Source organism: Pseudonocardia sp., from assembly GCF_035305885.1.
In the GTDB taxonomy this organism is placed as follows: Bacteria; Actinomycetota; Actinomycetes; order Mycobacteriales; family Pseudonocardiaceae; genus Pseudonocardia.
On record NZ_DATGOP010000042.1, the window covers coordinates 1 to 14,326 of the forward strand.

Here is a 14,326-nt window from a genome sequence, read left to right on the forward strand (position 1 = left end):
TGCCGGTGACGACGAGCCACCCGCCGTCGCGCGCGACGTGCACCCCGTAGTAGGTGTGGTCCTCGTAGAGGCCGGGTCCGTCGATCAGCTCGTCCTCGCTGGTGGGCCTGCCGATGCGGTGACGCCAGATCCGGCGGTGGAACGCCTGCTCCCCGGGCGGCACCTCGTCCTCGGCGACCATCCGCACGAACACGTACTCCTCGCCGCCGGGCAGCCAGGCGACGTCGGAGTAGCGGCAGCGGTCGATCGGCTCCTCGACGTCCTCGCCGGTGGCGACGTCGAGCACGTGCAGCACCGAGTGCTCGTCGCCGCCGGTCGAGAGCTGGTAGGCCAGCCGCCTGCCCTCGAGGTCGGGGACCCAGCCGTCGAGGGTGGTGCGCCCGGTGGGGTCGATCGCCACCGGGTCCAGCAGCACCCGCTCGGTGCCGTCGGGCTCGCGGACGTGCAGCACGGCGTGCTCCTGCCCGGGGGCGCGGCGGGTGGCGAACCGGCGCCCGGCCCGCCACAGCGGCGCCGACACCGACCCGGCCGACATGAGCTCCGAGAGCCGGGTGGCGAGCCGGTCCCGGCCGGGGATCCGGCCGAGGTGCTCCCCGGTCAGCTCGTCCTGCGCGGCCGACCACGCCCGCGTGCGCGGGTCGTCGGGGTCCTCGAGCCACCGGTACGGGTCGGCGACGCGGTGCCCGTGCAGCTCCTCGACCAGGTCGAGGCGCTCGGCATCCGGGTAGGGAGCGTTCACGCGGGCCGAGGTTACGTCACCCGGTCCGGTGGTCTCCGTCAGATGGCCTTCCTGCGGAGCGCGGCGGCGTCCGGGCCGGTGAGCGTGACGGTCTCGGCCAGGTCGCCCGCGCCGATCACCCCCGCGTACCGGCTGGCGTGCCCGACGAGCGCCACCACGCGGCCCGGCCCCGCCTCCCGGATCACGGCGGGCACCCACTCCGTGCCGTCGTGGTACCACCACGTGTCGGCGAGCACGCCCAGCCCGGCCGCCCGGACCTCGGCGACGGCCGCCTCGCGGTCGGGAGCGGTGGCGAGCTCGCCGCCGAACACCGCCAGCGCGCGCCAACCCCCGTCGCCGTCGGGCTCGACGAACCCGATCAGCTCCCCGTCGTCTCGGCGTACCCCGGTCCTGGTCACGCCGGAAGGATCCGATGCCGCGCCGGGTCCGGGCCAGCGATCAACCGGACCGGCGCTCGGCGACGTGGGCGGGCACCGGGGCACCGGGCGGGAGGGCCGGGTCCGGCTCGGGGTCGCCGAAGACCGTGCGGACCGGCAGCACGCCCGCCCAGCGCCCGCCCGCCGCGACGTCTGCCTCGTCGTCGCCGGGCGGGCCGGTGCGCACCTTGACGCTGGCCTCGCCGAGGCCGATCGCGAACACGGCGGTGGCGGCGAGCTCGCGGCGGTCCGGCTCGCGGGCGTGCTCCCACGACCCGGGCGAGAGCTGCTCGGTGATGGCGCGCAGGCCGGCGAGCTTCTCGGCGGGATCGGTGACGAGCCGGGCCGTGCCGTGCACCACCGCGCTGCGGTAGTTCATCGAGTGGCTGAACACCGAGCGGGCGTAGACGATCCCGTCGAGGTGGGTGACGGTCAGGCAGACCGGGGCGCCGTCGGCGATCCGCAGCCAGCCGGCGCCGGTGGAGCCGTGGACGTAGACGGTGTCGTCGATGCGGCCGTAGCCGGTGGGCAGCACGACGGGGGCGCCGTCGCGGACGAGCCCGACGTGGCAGACCAGCCCCGCGTCGAGCACGGCGTACAGGTCGGCCCGGTCGGTGCGGGCGCGTTCGCGGTGCCGGGTCAGGGTCGTGCGGGCGGTCGTCGAGAGGCTCACACCCCCATCGTCCGGCGTGAGGTGGCATCGTGGCAGGGCCACTTCCACCCGAGTTCGGAAGGCCACTCGTGGACCTGCCCCCGCTGCCGCTGGACCGCACCGCCGGGCGCCCGCTCGCCGCGCAGCTGGCCGACGCGCTGCGGGCCGCCACGGCGGACGGCACGCTGCGCGCGGGCGATCGCCTCCCGTCGACGCGGGCGCTCGCGGCGACGCTCGGGGTGAGCCGCACGGTGACCGCCGCGGCCTACGACCAGCTGCTCGCCGAGGGCTGGGTGCAGGGGCGGCGCGGGTCGGGCACCTACGTGGTGGGCGCGCCCGCGGGGCCGCCCGCCCGCCTGCGTGCCCCGGCCGCGCCCGCGACCCGGCCCGAGCCGCCGCTCGTCAACCTGACGGCGGGCACCCCCTGCACCGCCGTGCTCGACCGGGCGGCGTGGCGGCGGGCGTGGCGGGCGGCCGCCGACCCGGCCCCCGACGTCGCCCCGGACGGGGTGGGGCTCGCCGAGTTCCGCGCGGTCGTGGTCGAGCACCTGCTGCGCCACCGCGGCCTGCCCGCCGACCCGGGCGACGTGCTCGCCACCGGCGGCAGCACCGCCGCGGTCGGCGAGCTCGCGCGCACCCTTCCGCCCGGCGGCCGCGTCGCCGTCGAGGAGCCCGGCTACCAGCGGGCGGTCGTCGCGCTCCGCGACGCCGGCCTCGAGGTCGTGAGCGTCCCGGTCGACGGGGCGGGCCTCGTGGTGGACGCGCTCCCGCCCGGGCTCGCGGCCGTCTACTGCACGCCTGCCCACCAGTTCCCCACCGGCTCACGGCTCGGGGCGGCGCGCCGGGTCGCGCTGGTGGAACGCGCGCGGGCCGAGGGGTTCCTCGTGGTGGAGGACGACTACGACGGGGAGCTGCGCTACGACGTCGCGCCGCTGCCGCTGCTCGCCGCGCTCGGACCTGACGTCGTGGTCCACCTGGGCACCGGGAGCAAGCTGCTCACCCAGACGCTCGGCGTGGGGTGGATGGTCGCCCCGCCCGCGGTGCGGGATGCGGTGCTGGCCGCGCGCGAGCGCAGCGGCACCCGCCCGGCGCGGGCCGGGCAACGGGTGTTCGCCGCGTTCGGTGCCCACGGCGACCTGGCGCGACACCTGCGGCGGCTGCGCCGGGAACTCGCCCGCCGCCGCGCCGCCGTGGTCGAGGCCGTGCGCGCCGCCGGGCACGCGGTCGAGGGCGACGCGGCGGGCGCGCACGTCGTCGTGCCGCTGCCGGACACCGCCACCGAGGAGGCGGTCGTGGCCGCCGCCGCGGCCCGCGGCGTCCGGCTCGACGGGCTCGCGCGCCACCACGCCGGGCCGCCGCAGCGGGCAGGGCTCGTCCTCGGCTACGCGGGCCCCGGCCCCGACGAGCTCGATCGCGCGCTGCCGGTGGTGGCGGAGGCCCTCCGCACGCGATGATCGGCCGATGCTGCGTGGACGCATCCTGGCCGAGAGCCTTCGCCCCGGCGCGGTGTTGGACGTGCCCGACCTGCGGATCGTCCGGATGTGGCGGGAGGACGTGTCGGCAACAGCCGGGCCCGGCCAGCCGCCGGTGTGGACGCTCATCGACGTCACCGCTCCCGACGAGCGGGCGGGCGAGCTGGCCGACGCGCTGTCGGCGGTCCTGCTCGCCGAGGGCGGGTGGTACGCGGACTTCACGGTCGGCGACGACCACGTGGTGATCTTCGCCGGGCGCTCGTTCCGGTACCGGCGCGGCGACGAGCCCGCGCGGGCGCACGTGGTGGCCTACGGCAGGAGCGTCGGCGTGCCCGAGCACCAGCTCGACCGGGGAGCTTGAGCCGGCCGCGGTCGCTGCCTAGATTGATCAGACCAATGTCGGAGGAGGGCCGTGGACCAGTCGTCGCCGGTCCGCCCCGTTCCCGAGCGCCCCGGAACCGATCCGGGTGCATCCGCCGCCGGTCGAGCCCTTCCCGTCGATGCGCCACGGCACGGCGCGCGCTCCCGCCCGTCCGGCGCCGTGCCCCAACCCCGAGGAGGAGCTGGATGCCAACCGTGACGTTCGTGGGCGTGGGGGCCATCGGCCTGCCCATGGCCCGCAGGCTGGTGGACGCGGGCCACGACACGACCGGGGTCGACACGCTTCCCGCGGCGCGGGAGCGGGCGGCCGCCGCGGGCGTACCCGCCGTGGCCGAGCTCGCCGCGGCGCCGCGTGCGGAGTTCGTGATCGCGATGGTCGCCACGCCCGACCAGCTCGCCGCGCTCGTCTCCGACGCGCTCGGCGGCGACGTCGCGGGGCAGCGCTGGGTCGTGATGAGCACGGTGGGGCCGGACGCGGTGCGCGCGCAGGCCGCCCGGCTGGCCGGGGCCGGCGCCGCGGTGATCGACGTTCCGGTGACCGGCGGCGTCGCCCGCGCCCGCAACGGCGAGCTCACGCTGTTCGCCTCCGGCCCCGCCGCCGACGTGGCCGCGGCACGCCCGGTGCTCGACGCGCTCGGCACCGTGCGCGTGGTGGGCGACGAGGTCGGGGCGGGCCAGGCGGTCAAGGTCATCAACCAGCACCTGTGCGCCGTCCACATCGTCGCCGCGGCCGAGGCGCTCGCGCTGGCCGGCGCGCTCGGCCTCGACCAGGCCGAGGTCCTGTCGCTGGTCGAGCAGGGAGCCGCCGGCTCGTTCATGCTCTCCGACCGGGGGCGGCGGATGCTGCAGGGCACCGACGTCGAGGTCGCCAGCGCGATCTCGATCTTCGTCAAGGACACCGGCCTGGTGGCCGACGCGGCGGGCGCGGCGGGCGCCCGCACGCCGCTGCTCGACGCCGCGCGCGAACGGTTCCTGCGGGCCGCCGAGGCGGGGCTCGCCGCGCGCGACGACTCGCGGGTGATCGAGACCTACACGGAGGCGGGCGCATGAGCGGGGGCGGGCGCACCGCCGTGGTGACCGGCGCGGGCTCCCCGCGCGGCATCGGCCGCGCCGCGGCCGACCGGCTCGCCCGCGACGGCTGGGCGATCGCGGTGCTCGACATCGACGCCGACGGCGCGCGGGCGACGGCCGCCGAGATCGGGCGGGAACGCGGGGTGCCCGCGCTCGGCGTCGGCGTCGACGTCTCCGACCAGGCGTCCGTGGACGCGGCGATCGCCGAGGTGGAGGCGGGCCTGCCGCCGATCGTGGGGCTGGCCAACGTCGCCGGGATCGCCTCGCCCGTCCCGTTCCTGAACGAGACCGTGGAGAGCTGGGACCGGGTCTTCGCGGTCAACGCCCGCGGCACGTTCCTCGTCACCCAGCGCGTGGTGCGCGGCATGGTCGAGCGCAGGCAGGGGCGGGTCGTCAGCGTCTCCTCGGTCGCGGCGCAGCGGGGCGGCGGCTCGTACTCGCGGGTGGCCTACAGCGCGTCGAAGGCCGCGATCATCGGGTTCACCCGTGCGCTCGCCCGCGAGGTGGGCGAGCACGGCATCACCGTCAACGCGGTCGCGCCCGGGCCGGTCGACACCGACATCATGGGCGGGACGCTCACCGAGGAGCGCAAGGCGGCGCTGTCGGCCGACACCCTGCTCAAGCGGGTCGGAACCCGGGACGAGGTCGCGGCGCTCATCGCGTTCCTGCTCTCCGACGAGGCGGGCTGGATCACCGCCGCCACCTACGACATCAACGGCGGGTTGCAGATCTCATGACGGTGCTCGAGTCCGACCTGCTCGCCGGCTACCCGCCCGAGGTCGAGGTCCCCGCGCCCGAGGTGGCGGCGTCCGTCGCCGCGACGGGCCGCACCCTCGTCGTGCTCGACGACGACCCGACCGGCACCCAGTCCGTCGCCGACCTGCCCGTGCTCACCCGATGGGCGAGCGAGGACTTCGCGTGGGCGTTCGCCCAGCGGGCCCCCGCCGTGTACGTGCTGACCAACACCCGCAGCCTCGACCCGGACGAGGCCGAGCAGCGCAACCGCGAGGTCGTGCGCAACGCCCTGGCGGCCGCGGGCGGGGCGGAGATCGGGTTCGTCAGCCGCAGCGACTCCACGTTGCGCGGCCACTTCCCGCTCGAACCCGAGGTGATCGCGCAGGAGCTGGAGCGGGCCCGCGGGGTGCGCACCGACGCGGTCGTGGTCGTGCCCGCGTTCCCGGACGCCGGGCGCGTGACGATCGGGGGCACCCACTACGTGCGCGACGGTGCCGGTGGGCTCGTCCCCGTCGCCGAGACCGAGTTCGCGCGGGACGCGACGTTCGGCTACACGCGGTCGCGCCTCGCCGAGTACGTGGCCGAGAAGTCGGGGGGCCGCTACCCGGCCGAGGCGGTGATCGTCCTCGACCTGGCCGTGGTCCGCGGTGGGGCCGGCGCGATCGCCGACGCCCTCGCCCCGGCCACCGGGGGTGTCCCGGCTGTCGCCGACGTCGTCACCGAGAACGACCTGCGGGCGCTCGCCCTCGGGCTCGCGGAGGCCGAGCGGCGGGGCAAGAACCTGCTGTACCGGGTGGGGCCGCCGTTCGTGCGGGGCCGGATCGGCCAGGAGGCCCGCGCGCCGCTCACGGCCGAGGAGGCGTTCGCGGGCCGCCCGCCCGGTGCGGGCGGCGGCCTCGTCGTCATCGGCTCGCACGTCGGGCTGACCACCCGCCAGCTCGAGGCGCTGCTCGCGGGCCACCCGGCGGCCCGGGTGGTGGAGCTGCAGGTCGACGAGCTGTTGCGCGGCGCGCCGCTGGAGCCGGTCGTCGCCGACGTGGTGGCGGGGCTCGCCCACGGCGACGTCGTCCTGCACACCAGCCGCGCACTGGTGCGGGGCGGCTCGGCGGCCGAGAGCCTGCGGATCGCTCGCACCGTCTCGGCCGGGCTCGTCGACGTGGTGCGCGGGACCATCGCGCGGCGGCGGCCGCGGTTCGTGGTCGCCAAGGGCGGTATCACGTCGTCCGACGTCGCGAGCGAGGGGCTGGGGATCCGGCACGCGATCGTCCGCGGCCCGATGCTGCCCGGGATCGTGTCGCTGTGGGAACCGGTGGGCGGCCCCGCCGCGGGCATCCCCTACGTGGTGTTCCCGGGCAACGTCGGCGACGAGCGCTCCCTGCTCGCCGTCGTACGGGTGCTCACCTCTACCGTCCGGGCGTGAAGCCGACCTGCGCGCTGCTCGCGTTGCTCGCCCTGCTGGCCGCCTGCGCCCCGGCGGAGCGGCCGGACAGGAGCGGGACCACCACCGCCACCCCGGCGCCGAGCCGGACCCGCACCACCGTCGCCGTCGACGACGGTCGGCTCCTGGTGAACGGCACGCCCACCACCCTCTTCGGGTTCCGGGTGGCCAGCGCGGCGATGCGCGACGACTGGACCGAGCAGCTCATCGCCCAGCTCGACACGTGGCGCGACCACGGCGTCAACAGCTTCACCGTCTGGCTGCAGGGCTCCAGCGGCGGGTACGCGCGTGTGTTCACCCGCGACGGCACCGCCATCGACGACGCCGAGCAGGAGGTCACCTCGATCGTCGGGTTCGACGACGACGCCGACCACACCGCGAACGGCACGACCACCGGCACCGCGGTCGTCGAGCGGACCCGCCGGATCATCGAGGCCGCCGACGCCCGCGGGATGGTGGTGATCGTCGGGCTGTTCTACGGATCGGCCGTCGAGGACGACACCCCGGAGACGCTCGCCGCGGCCGCGCGGACCGGGGCGGCCGCGCTGCGGGACTACTCCAACGTCATCTTCAACGTGTTCAACGAACCGGACCTGTCCGAGGAGCTCACCTCGCAGCGCAGCCTGGAGGAGTACCTGGCCGCGGTGAAGGAGGCCGCGCCCGGCCGCCTCGTCGGAACCGGGTCTGTGGAGCTCGACGACACCGAGGAGATCGCCGAGCTCGACGACGTCGACGTGGTGCTGCACGACGCCGGGGCCGACGGCGACGAGGCCATCGACGCGTTCGAGGAGCTCACCGACCACACCGGAAAGCCCGTCGTCAACGTCGAGTCGTTCGGGGGCAGCGGCCAGGGCTTCGTGGACGAGCCGCCTGCCACCCCGGCGCGGGAGGGCCACTACGTCGACTTCCCGGGGTGGCGGCGCATCTACGGCGCGTGGCGCACGGAGGACAGCGCGAGCGGCAGCGGCGGCGCCGTCGCGGGCAAGGACTCCTACCTGCGCCTGATCGACTACGTCGGCCGGCACCCGGACAAGCGCGTGCACCTCATGGTGCACGTCGCGGGCTGGTTCCAGGGCGCGTCCCGGGTGGGCACGGCCGACCACCTCGGCGAGCCGAGCACGCCGAACCGGTGGAACAACATCTTCGACGTCGGCCCCGGCGCCGCCGACGGCACGCCCGCCCACCCGGGGATCCGCTGGATCCTCGAGCGGATCGCGGCGCACACGCGCTGATCGAACCGCCCGGTCAGCCCTGGTGCGGGTAGCGGCTGGTCCGCGGCGGCACGAACGTCTCCTTGAGCGAGCGCGGGCTGACCCAGCGGAGCAGGTTGTAGATCGAGCCCGCCTTGTCGTTGGTGCCCGACGCCCGGCCGCCGCCGAACGGCTGTTGCCCGACCACCGCCCCGGTCGGCTTGTCGTTGATGTAGAAGTTGCCCGCCGCGAAGCGCAGGGCCTGCGACGCGGTGTCGATGGCCGCGCGGTCCTGGGCGATGATCGCGCCGGTGAGCCCGTACGGCGCGCCCTGGTCCACGAGCGTCAGCACGTCCGAGAACTCGCCGTCGTCGTAGACGTGGACGGCGAGGAAGGGGCCGAAGTACTCGGTGCAGAACACGTCGTGGCCGGGGTCGGAGCCCACCACGATGGTCGGCCGCACGAAGTAGCCGGTGCTGTCGTCGGCGGTGCCGCCCGCGATGACCTCGAGGTTCGGGTCGGCGTGGGCGCGCTCGACCGCGCCGGCGACCTTGTCGTAGGCCCGGCGGTCGATGAGGGCGCCGAGGAAGTTGGAGAAGTCCTCGACGTCGCCCATCGGCAAGGCGTTCGTCTCGTCGACGAGGTCGTCGCGCAGCCGGGCCCACACCGAGCGCGGGATGAACGCCCGCGAGGCCGCCGAGCACTTCTGGCCCTGGTACTCGAACGCTCCGCGGACGAGCGCGGTGCGCAGCACGTCGATGTCCGCGGACGGGTGGGCGAGCACGAAGTCCTTGCCGCCGGTCTCGCCGACCAGGCGCGGGTAGGTGGCGTAGTTGGCGATGTTCGCGCCCACCTGCCGCCACAGGTGCTGGAACGTCGCCGACGAGCCGGTGAAGTGGATGCCGGCGAGCGCGCGGTCGGCGAGCAGCACCTCGGAGATCTCCCGGCCGTCGCCGGTGAGCATGTTGATCACGCCGGGCGGCATGCCCGCCTCCTCCAGCAGCCGCATCGTGTAGTAGGCCGCGAGCGTCTGCGTGGGGGAGGGCTTCCAGATCACCGTGTTGCCCATGAGCGCGGGCGCGGTGGGCAGGTTCCCGGCGATCGCGGTGAAGTTGAACGGCGTGATCGCGTAGACGAAGCCCTCGAGCGGCCGGTAGTCCATCCGGTTCCAGACGCCGGGGCTGCTGTTGGGCTGGTTCTCCAGGATCTGGCGGGCGTACGCCACGTTGAAGCGCCAGAAGTCGGCCAGCTCGCAGGCGGAGTCGATCTCGGCCTGGTAGCAGGTCTTGCTCTGGCCGAGCATGGTGGCGGCGTTCATCCGGTCGCGCCACGGCCCCGACAGCAGGTCGGCGGCCCGCAGCAGCACCGAGGCCCGCGCCTCGAACGGCAGCGACCGCCATTCGGGCGCCGCCCGCAGCGCGGCCTCGACCGCGGCCTTCGCCTCGCCGTGGCCCGCGTTGGCCGACCGGCCGAGCACGTGCCGGTGGTCGTGCGGCGCGACGACGTCGAACGGCGTGCCGCTCGCCATCTGCGTGCGACCGTCGATCGTCACGGTCAGCTCGTGCTGCATCCCACCCAGCTCGGTGAGCGCAGCCTGCAGGCTCGCGCGTTCCGGCGATCCGGGTGCGTAGTCGCGCACCGGTTCGTTCCGCGGGATCGGAGTGGTGGTGATCGCGTCCATGGCAGGGGACTCCCCGGGGTCGGCGGTGCCTTGAACCATAGGAACGCGAGCGCTTCCCAGGATCGTCCAGCAGGACAACGATTCCGGGATCGTGTTGTTCGGGTGGACGATCCTGGGGGCCGCGGTCAGGGCTGCTCGGCGAGCAGCGCGTCGAGCGCCTCGTAGCTGGAGTTCAGCCCCTCCTCCATCCCGGACTGCAGCATCCCGTCGCGCTCCTCGGTGGTGTGGAACAGCGAGACGGTCGTGACCTTCGTGCGGCCGTCGCCGAGGTCGGTGAACGTCGCCGTCTCGACGACGACGTGGCCGGGCATGCCGTCCCACTCGAACGTCTGCACGATCCGCTCCGGCGGCGTGACCTCGCGGTAGCGGCCCTCGAACCCGTCGCTGCGGTCCGGGCCGTGCACGACGAACCGCCAGTGCCCGCCGCGCTCGACCTCCATCCGCTCGACGACGACCTTCTCGCCGACGCCGCCCCACCACCGCGCGATCAGCTCCGGGTCGGTGAACGCCTTCCACACCCGGTCGCGCGGCGCGTCGAAGACGCGCTCGACGTGGATCTCCCGCTCCGCGGGCGTCGTGATCGTGGCCCTGCCCATCACCGTTCTCCCTTCGTGTTCTCGAGGAACTCGCCCAGTCGGTCGAGGCGGGCCTCGAGCATGTCCCGGTACCGCGCGATCCACGCGGTCTCGTCGTCCAGCCGCCGCGGGCCCAGCCGGCAGATGCGGGTCCGGCCGACCTTCTCCGTGGTCACCAGCCCCGCCTGCTCGAGCACGCTCACGTGCTTCTTCAGGCCGGTCAGCGTCATGTCGAAGTGCTCGGCGAGCTCGCTGATCGACGCCTCACCCCGGCCGAGGCGCTCCAGGATGCCGCGGCGGGTGCGGTCGGACAGCGCGTGGAACGAGTCGTCGAGCCCGCCCGAACACTGAACCATGCAGTTCAGTGTTGTGGGTGAGGGGTGGTCGGGTCAAGGGGTGCGGTGGGATTCGGTGGGCCTGCCGGCGGCGGATGCCGACGTGGGTGCCGCGGGACCCGGCGCGGAGCCGCATCGACGATCGGGCCGCCCCGCTTCTACGTCGACGGGACGATGCCGCCCTTCTTGGTGCGCAGGGTGCGCCGGACCGCCTCGATCACGGCGTCGATCCCGGACTCCTGGAGGGGGATGTTGTTGCCCCGTTCGTCCTCGTCGGTGATCCCGACGATGATGGAGCTGCGGTCCCCGCTCGAGACGATGATCTGCAGCTGCCGGTACAGCGTGCCCCGCAGCCACATCCGGTGGAGCGCCGATGCGTCGAGCACGCCGATCGTGAGGTCGGGCGCCGCGGTCGTCGTGGTCCGGATCGCGACGACGTCGTCGTAGTGGTACTCGTCGGTCCGCTCGCGGTACCGGCGGCCGGTCGCGAGGTCCAGGTCGCACTGGTAGATGCCGAGGTGGTGCCCGGTCGGGCAGATGACCATGATGCGGTAGGTCGCGAACCGCCACTTGCGGTCGAGTCCGATCCGCCCCACGGCGTGCGGGGTCGGCCCGAAGACCGCGATCGCGCCGCGCCCCTGGTCGGCGAGCCGCCGCGAGCCTCCCCTGGCGAGGGGGTCGACGTCCCGGCTGCGCAGCTCCAGCTCGTCCAGCGTGATCCCGAGGCGCTGGAGCGCGCGGTCCGCGGCGCGCCGGAGGTCGGCGCTGAGCAGCTCGTCCATGAGGGCGTCGGTCGGTTTCGGCTCGGCGGCCGCGTACTGGTGGCGGTAGGTGGCCATCAGCCGCACGCCCTGCGCGAGGGGCACGAGGGTGAGCAGCGCGGTACCGAGCGCCAGGCTCGAGTGGTGCGTCACGAGCATTCCGGCAGCGCTCATGACGCCGATGCACGCCAGGGACAGCACGAGTACGGCATTGCGTTTGTGCGCAGGCGGCGGGGTTCGCTCGAAGTACTTGCGCACGACCTCCGTTCGACTCCCGGCACCGACACCACCGAGTGGTCTCACCCCGACCGACCGGTGGACTGCCAGATCGCGCGCCATGTTCGTGCCTCCGGTGCGGGAACGTGGGTGAGGATGAGGTACGCGCGGGTCACGGGCAGCTCTTTCGCCATCTCGGTGACGTGGGTCGGGATCTCCCGTGGCGCTCGCTGCCATGCCAGCAGGTGGTCCTCGGCGACGAGGAGTTCGAGAACGCGTGCTTCGACGAGCTCCGCGGCCGCGCGCAGGTGGTTCTCCACCCGGTTGATGGTTGTCGTGCCGTGCCGATGCGGGCGCTTGCCCTGCAGCAGCGCGAGCGCGAGACCGAAATGCGCCTCGGCGCACCCCGGGTCCGCGGCGATCGCCTCGGTGAACGAGCGCGCTGCCTCGGCGTATGCGCGGCTCGCGAGCAGAGCGTGGCCGACCTGGACGTGATCGTCCCGCGTCCGCGCCTGGGCCCCGTTGAAGATCTGGTCCGCGATCTGCATCACGTGGCCGTGCATGTGGTGGAACTGGTGCCTCGTCATTGCGAGCCGTTGACGGTGCGTGTGAAGGCATCGAGTGATTCGACGAGGCCGGCCGAAGCGGAGATGCCGCTCGCGAGCGCCGTCATCCCGCTGATGATCTCGCGGAGCCTGCCCCGGCGGGGAGCGGGCTTGGCCAATTCCCGCTCCGCGTCGTCGAGCGCGTGTGCCAACGCCGCGGCCGCCTCGACCGTGAGCGCACCGCGCACGACGGCGTCCGCCAATTGCTTTCGCATGCCGTTGACGTCGACGATGAGGGGCTGCGTGTTAGTGATGGTGTCACCCATCTGCACGACGTGCGCGATGATCTTGTCGATCGAGTTCTTCATGTCTCGCTCCGGGATGGAGTCGTACCCAGTAGATCGGGCAATGCGCGGGGGAGAGGGTTCCGCCGGCCCGGGAAATACCGGGTAACCCCAAATCGGTGGGCGGCTGCTCCGTCGGGTCGAGCCCGGTGAACCGGACGGGCTACGTGCTGCGCGTGGCCGCCAGCAGTTGCAGGTGGTAGACGAGCCGCGCCCGCGGGTCGTCCAGCCGCAGCCCGGCGATGGCGGAGGCCCGCCGCACCCGGTAGCGAAGGGTGTTGGGGTGCACGGTGAGCCGCTCCGCGGCCGCGCGGACGTCGCCCATCGCGTCCAGCCACGCGACCACGGAGCCGACGAGGTCGGTGCGGTGTTCGCGGTCGTACTCGACGAGCCGGGCGACGCCCGGGTCGCGCAGGTCGGGGTTCGCCGCCAGCAGCCCGAGGGTCTGGGTGAGCAGCACCTCGGCCCGGATCTCGCCGAACACCGCCACGTCCTGGGCGGGGCTCATCGCGTCGAGCACCCGATCGGCCTCGCGGCGGGAGTCGGGGACCCCCGCGAGCCGCGCGGCGGGCGACCCGATCCCCGCCTGCACCCGGACGTCGCCGCGGCGCCGGGTGACGGCGACGACCTCCTTGCACAGGGCGACCGCGCCGTCCGTGGAGTGCACGTCGGGCAGCACCGCGTACACACGCGGCCCGACCGCGGCGCAGAGCGCGGTCCGCCGGTGCGCCGCGGCGTGCACCGAGACCACGTCGACGAGCTCGGTGACGACCAGTTCCTGCGCCGCGGCGTCGTCGTCGCGGACCGCGAACGCGACGACCAGCGCGCTCGACTCCTCGTTCAGGCCGACCGCCCCGGCCACCAGGTCCGGGCTCGCCCGTCCGTCGAGCAGCCCGGCGACGAGGTCGCGCTCCCAGCGCCTGCCCGGGGCCTGCTGGGTGCGGCGGCGCACGATGTGGCCCGCCGCCACCCGCGCGGCACCGACCAGCACCTCGGCCGCGCGCTCGGCGAACGGCTCCGCCCCCTCCTGCACCCAGATCGTGCCGAGCTGGCGGTGTCCGGCGTGGATGCCGATCGCGAGCCTGCGGCGGATCCCCAGCTCCGCGTGCTCGTCGACCTCCACGACCTCCTCGCTGTCGCGCAGCCGGTCGAACACACCCCACTCGCGCAGCATCCGCAGGTAGGCCTCGGGGCCCTGCCGGCCGAGGATCGACAGCCGGCGCAGCTCGTCGACCTGTGCCGCGTCGTCGTCGGAGCGGGAGTAGGCGAGCACGCGGCTCGCGGTGTCCTCGATGCTGACGACCCCGCGGGTGAGCAGCGCGACCGTCTGGGCGAGCGAGTACAGGTCGCCCGAGCCGTCGTCGCCCGCCGCCCCGCCCTCGTGGAGGACGTCGCGGGCGAGCGACTCGATCCGCTCCCAGCGCACCTCGGGCGGCACGAGCAGCAGCGCGATGCCCGCGTCCGCGGCGGCGGCCTGCAGCGCTTCCTGGGCCCCGTCCGCCTTCACCGCCACGGCCGCCGCGCCCCTGCGCGCCACCGCCCGCAGGGTCGCGGTGGCGGCCCGCCCGCGCACGCCGATCACCAGGACCAGCTGGCCGGGGTACTGGTCGGGCTCGTCGTCCGGGTCGACGATCGCGAGCCCGGTCAGCGGCACGTCCAGGCCGCCGGGGGCGGCGGCCACCTGCACCAGCGGCTCGCCGATCGCGGCGAGGAGACGGCGCAGCGTGGTGTCCATGCCCTGCCTCCTCGCGGCTCGTCGGGGTGGACGAGGGGGT

General features: G+C 74.7%; 16 protein-coding genes. 6 read left to right on the plus strand and 10 right to left on the minus strand.

The features are described 5' to 3' along the window. The 3 genes from VKZ81_RS08190 to VKZ81_RS08200 form a co-directional block, all read right to left on the minus strand. Nucleotides 1-739: prolyl oligopeptidase family protein (locus VKZ81_RS08190; protein ID WP_491723613.1), on the minus strand; the 739-nt coding region annotated here is incomplete at its 3' end. Between the two features lie 38 nt (nucleotides 740-777). Beyond that, nucleotides 778-1,137, minus strand: a complete 360-nt coding sequence (locus tag VKZ81_RS08195) for a hypothetical protein (protein ID WP_324240841.1) — start codon at nucleotides 1,135-1,137, stop codon at nucleotides 778-780. A gap of 40 nt (nucleotides 1,138-1,177) precedes the next feature. After that, nucleotides 1,178-1,828: a pyridoxamine 5'-phosphate oxidase family protein gene (locus VKZ81_RS08200; protein ID WP_324240842.1), complete on the minus strand. Its 651-nt coding sequence runs from the start codon at nucleotides 1,826-1,828 to the stop codon at nucleotides 1,178-1,180. Nucleotides 1,829-1,896: 68 nt separating this feature from the next. On the opposite strand from VKZ81_RS08200, the gene pdxR reads away from it, so the two are divergent. The 6 genes from pdxR to VKZ81_RS08230 all read left to right on the plus strand — a co-directional run bounded on the left by pdxR (nucleotide 1,897) and on the right by VKZ81_RS08230 (nucleotide 8,136). Further along, nucleotides 1,897-3,261 (plus strand): MocR-like pyridoxine biosynthesis transcription factor PdxR, encoded by a 1,365-nt coding sequence (gene pdxR, locus VKZ81_RS08205; protein ID WP_324240843.1) that lies wholly within the window; start codon nucleotides 1,897-1,899, stop codon nucleotides 3,259-3,261. A gap of 7 nt (nucleotides 3,262-3,268) precedes the next feature. Beyond that, nucleotides 3,269-3,640: a hypothetical protein gene (locus VKZ81_RS08210; RefSeq protein WP_324240844.1), complete on the plus strand. Its 372-nt coding sequence runs from the start codon at nucleotides 3,269-3,271 to the stop codon at nucleotides 3,638-3,640. 206 nt (nucleotides 3,641-3,846) lie between these two features. After that, a complete protein-coding gene (locus tag VKZ81_RS08215) occupies nucleotides 3,847-4,710 on the plus strand; it encodes an NAD(P)-dependent oxidoreductase (protein WP_324240845.1) in 864 nt (287 codons plus the stop codon). Continuing rightward, a complete protein-coding gene (locus tag VKZ81_RS08220; protein ID WP_324240846.1) occupies nucleotides 4,707-5,468 on the plus strand; it encodes an SDR family NAD(P)-dependent oxidoreductase in 762 nt (253 codons plus the stop codon). Before VKZ81_RS08215 ends, VKZ81_RS08220 begins: the two co-directional genes overlap by 4 nt. Next, on the plus strand, nucleotides 5,465-6,886 hold the full coding sequence (locus tag VKZ81_RS08225; protein ID WP_324240847.1) for a four-carbon acid sugar kinase family protein: 1,422 nt from the start codon (nucleotides 5,465-5,467) through the stop codon (nucleotides 6,884-6,886). The genes VKZ81_RS08220 and VKZ81_RS08225 overlap by 4 nt, the downstream gene beginning before the upstream one ends. After that, nucleotides 6,883-8,136: a cellulase family glycosylhydrolase gene (locus tag VKZ81_RS08230; protein ID WP_324240848.1), complete on the plus strand. Its 1,254-nt coding sequence runs from the start codon at nucleotides 6,883-6,885 to the stop codon at nucleotides 8,134-8,136. The genes VKZ81_RS08225 and VKZ81_RS08230 overlap by 4 nt, the downstream gene beginning before the upstream one ends. Nucleotides 8,137-8,149: 13 nt before the next feature. Here VKZ81_RS08230 and pruA read toward each other — a convergent pair whose 3' ends face one another. From pruA to VKZ81_RS08265, 7 genes are all read right to left on the minus strand, one after another. Then, entirely contained in the window at nucleotides 8,150-9,775 is a 1,626-nt protein-coding gene (pruA, locus tag VKZ81_RS08235) for an L-glutamate gamma-semialdehyde dehydrogenase (protein WP_324240849.1), read from the minus strand. A gap of 125 nt (nucleotides 9,776-9,900) precedes the next feature. Then, entirely contained in the window at nucleotides 9,901-10,371 is a 471-nt protein-coding gene (locus VKZ81_RS08240) for an SRPBCC family protein (RefSeq protein ID WP_324240850.1), read from the minus strand. Further along, nucleotides 10,371-10,706 (minus strand): ArsR/SmtB family transcription factor, encoded by a 336-nt coding sequence (locus VKZ81_RS08245; RefSeq protein ID WP_324240851.1) that lies wholly within the window; start codon nucleotides 10,704-10,706, stop codon nucleotides 10,371-10,373. Before VKZ81_RS08245 ends, VKZ81_RS08240 begins: the two co-directional genes overlap by 1 nt. A gap of 137 nt (nucleotides 10,707-10,843) precedes the next feature. Further along, the gene (locus tag VKZ81_RS08250; protein WP_324240852.1) at nucleotides 10,844-11,620 is read right to left on the minus strand and encodes a hypothetical protein; all 777 of its coding nucleotides are present in this window, start codon (nucleotides 11,618-11,620) and stop codon (nucleotides 10,844-10,846) included. 125 nt (nucleotides 11,621-11,745) lie between these two features. Beyond that, on the minus strand, nucleotides 11,746-12,210 hold the full coding sequence (locus tag VKZ81_RS08255; protein WP_324240853.1) for a tetratricopeptide repeat protein: 465 nt from the start codon (nucleotides 12,208-12,210) through the stop codon (nucleotides 11,746-11,748). A 35-nt stretch (nucleotides 12,211-12,245) separates the two neighbouring features. Beyond that, nucleotides 12,246-12,575 (minus strand): hypothetical protein, encoded by a 330-nt coding sequence (locus VKZ81_RS08260; RefSeq protein WP_324240854.1) that lies wholly within the window; start codon nucleotides 12,573-12,575, stop codon nucleotides 12,246-12,248. A gap of 139 nt (nucleotides 12,576-12,714) precedes the next feature. After that, on the minus strand, nucleotides 12,715-14,286 hold the full coding sequence (locus tag VKZ81_RS08265; RefSeq protein ID WP_324240855.1) for a PucR family transcriptional regulator: 1,572 nt from the start codon (nucleotides 14,284-14,286) through the stop codon (nucleotides 12,715-12,717). Nucleotides 14,287-14,326: the final 40 nt, after the last annotated feature.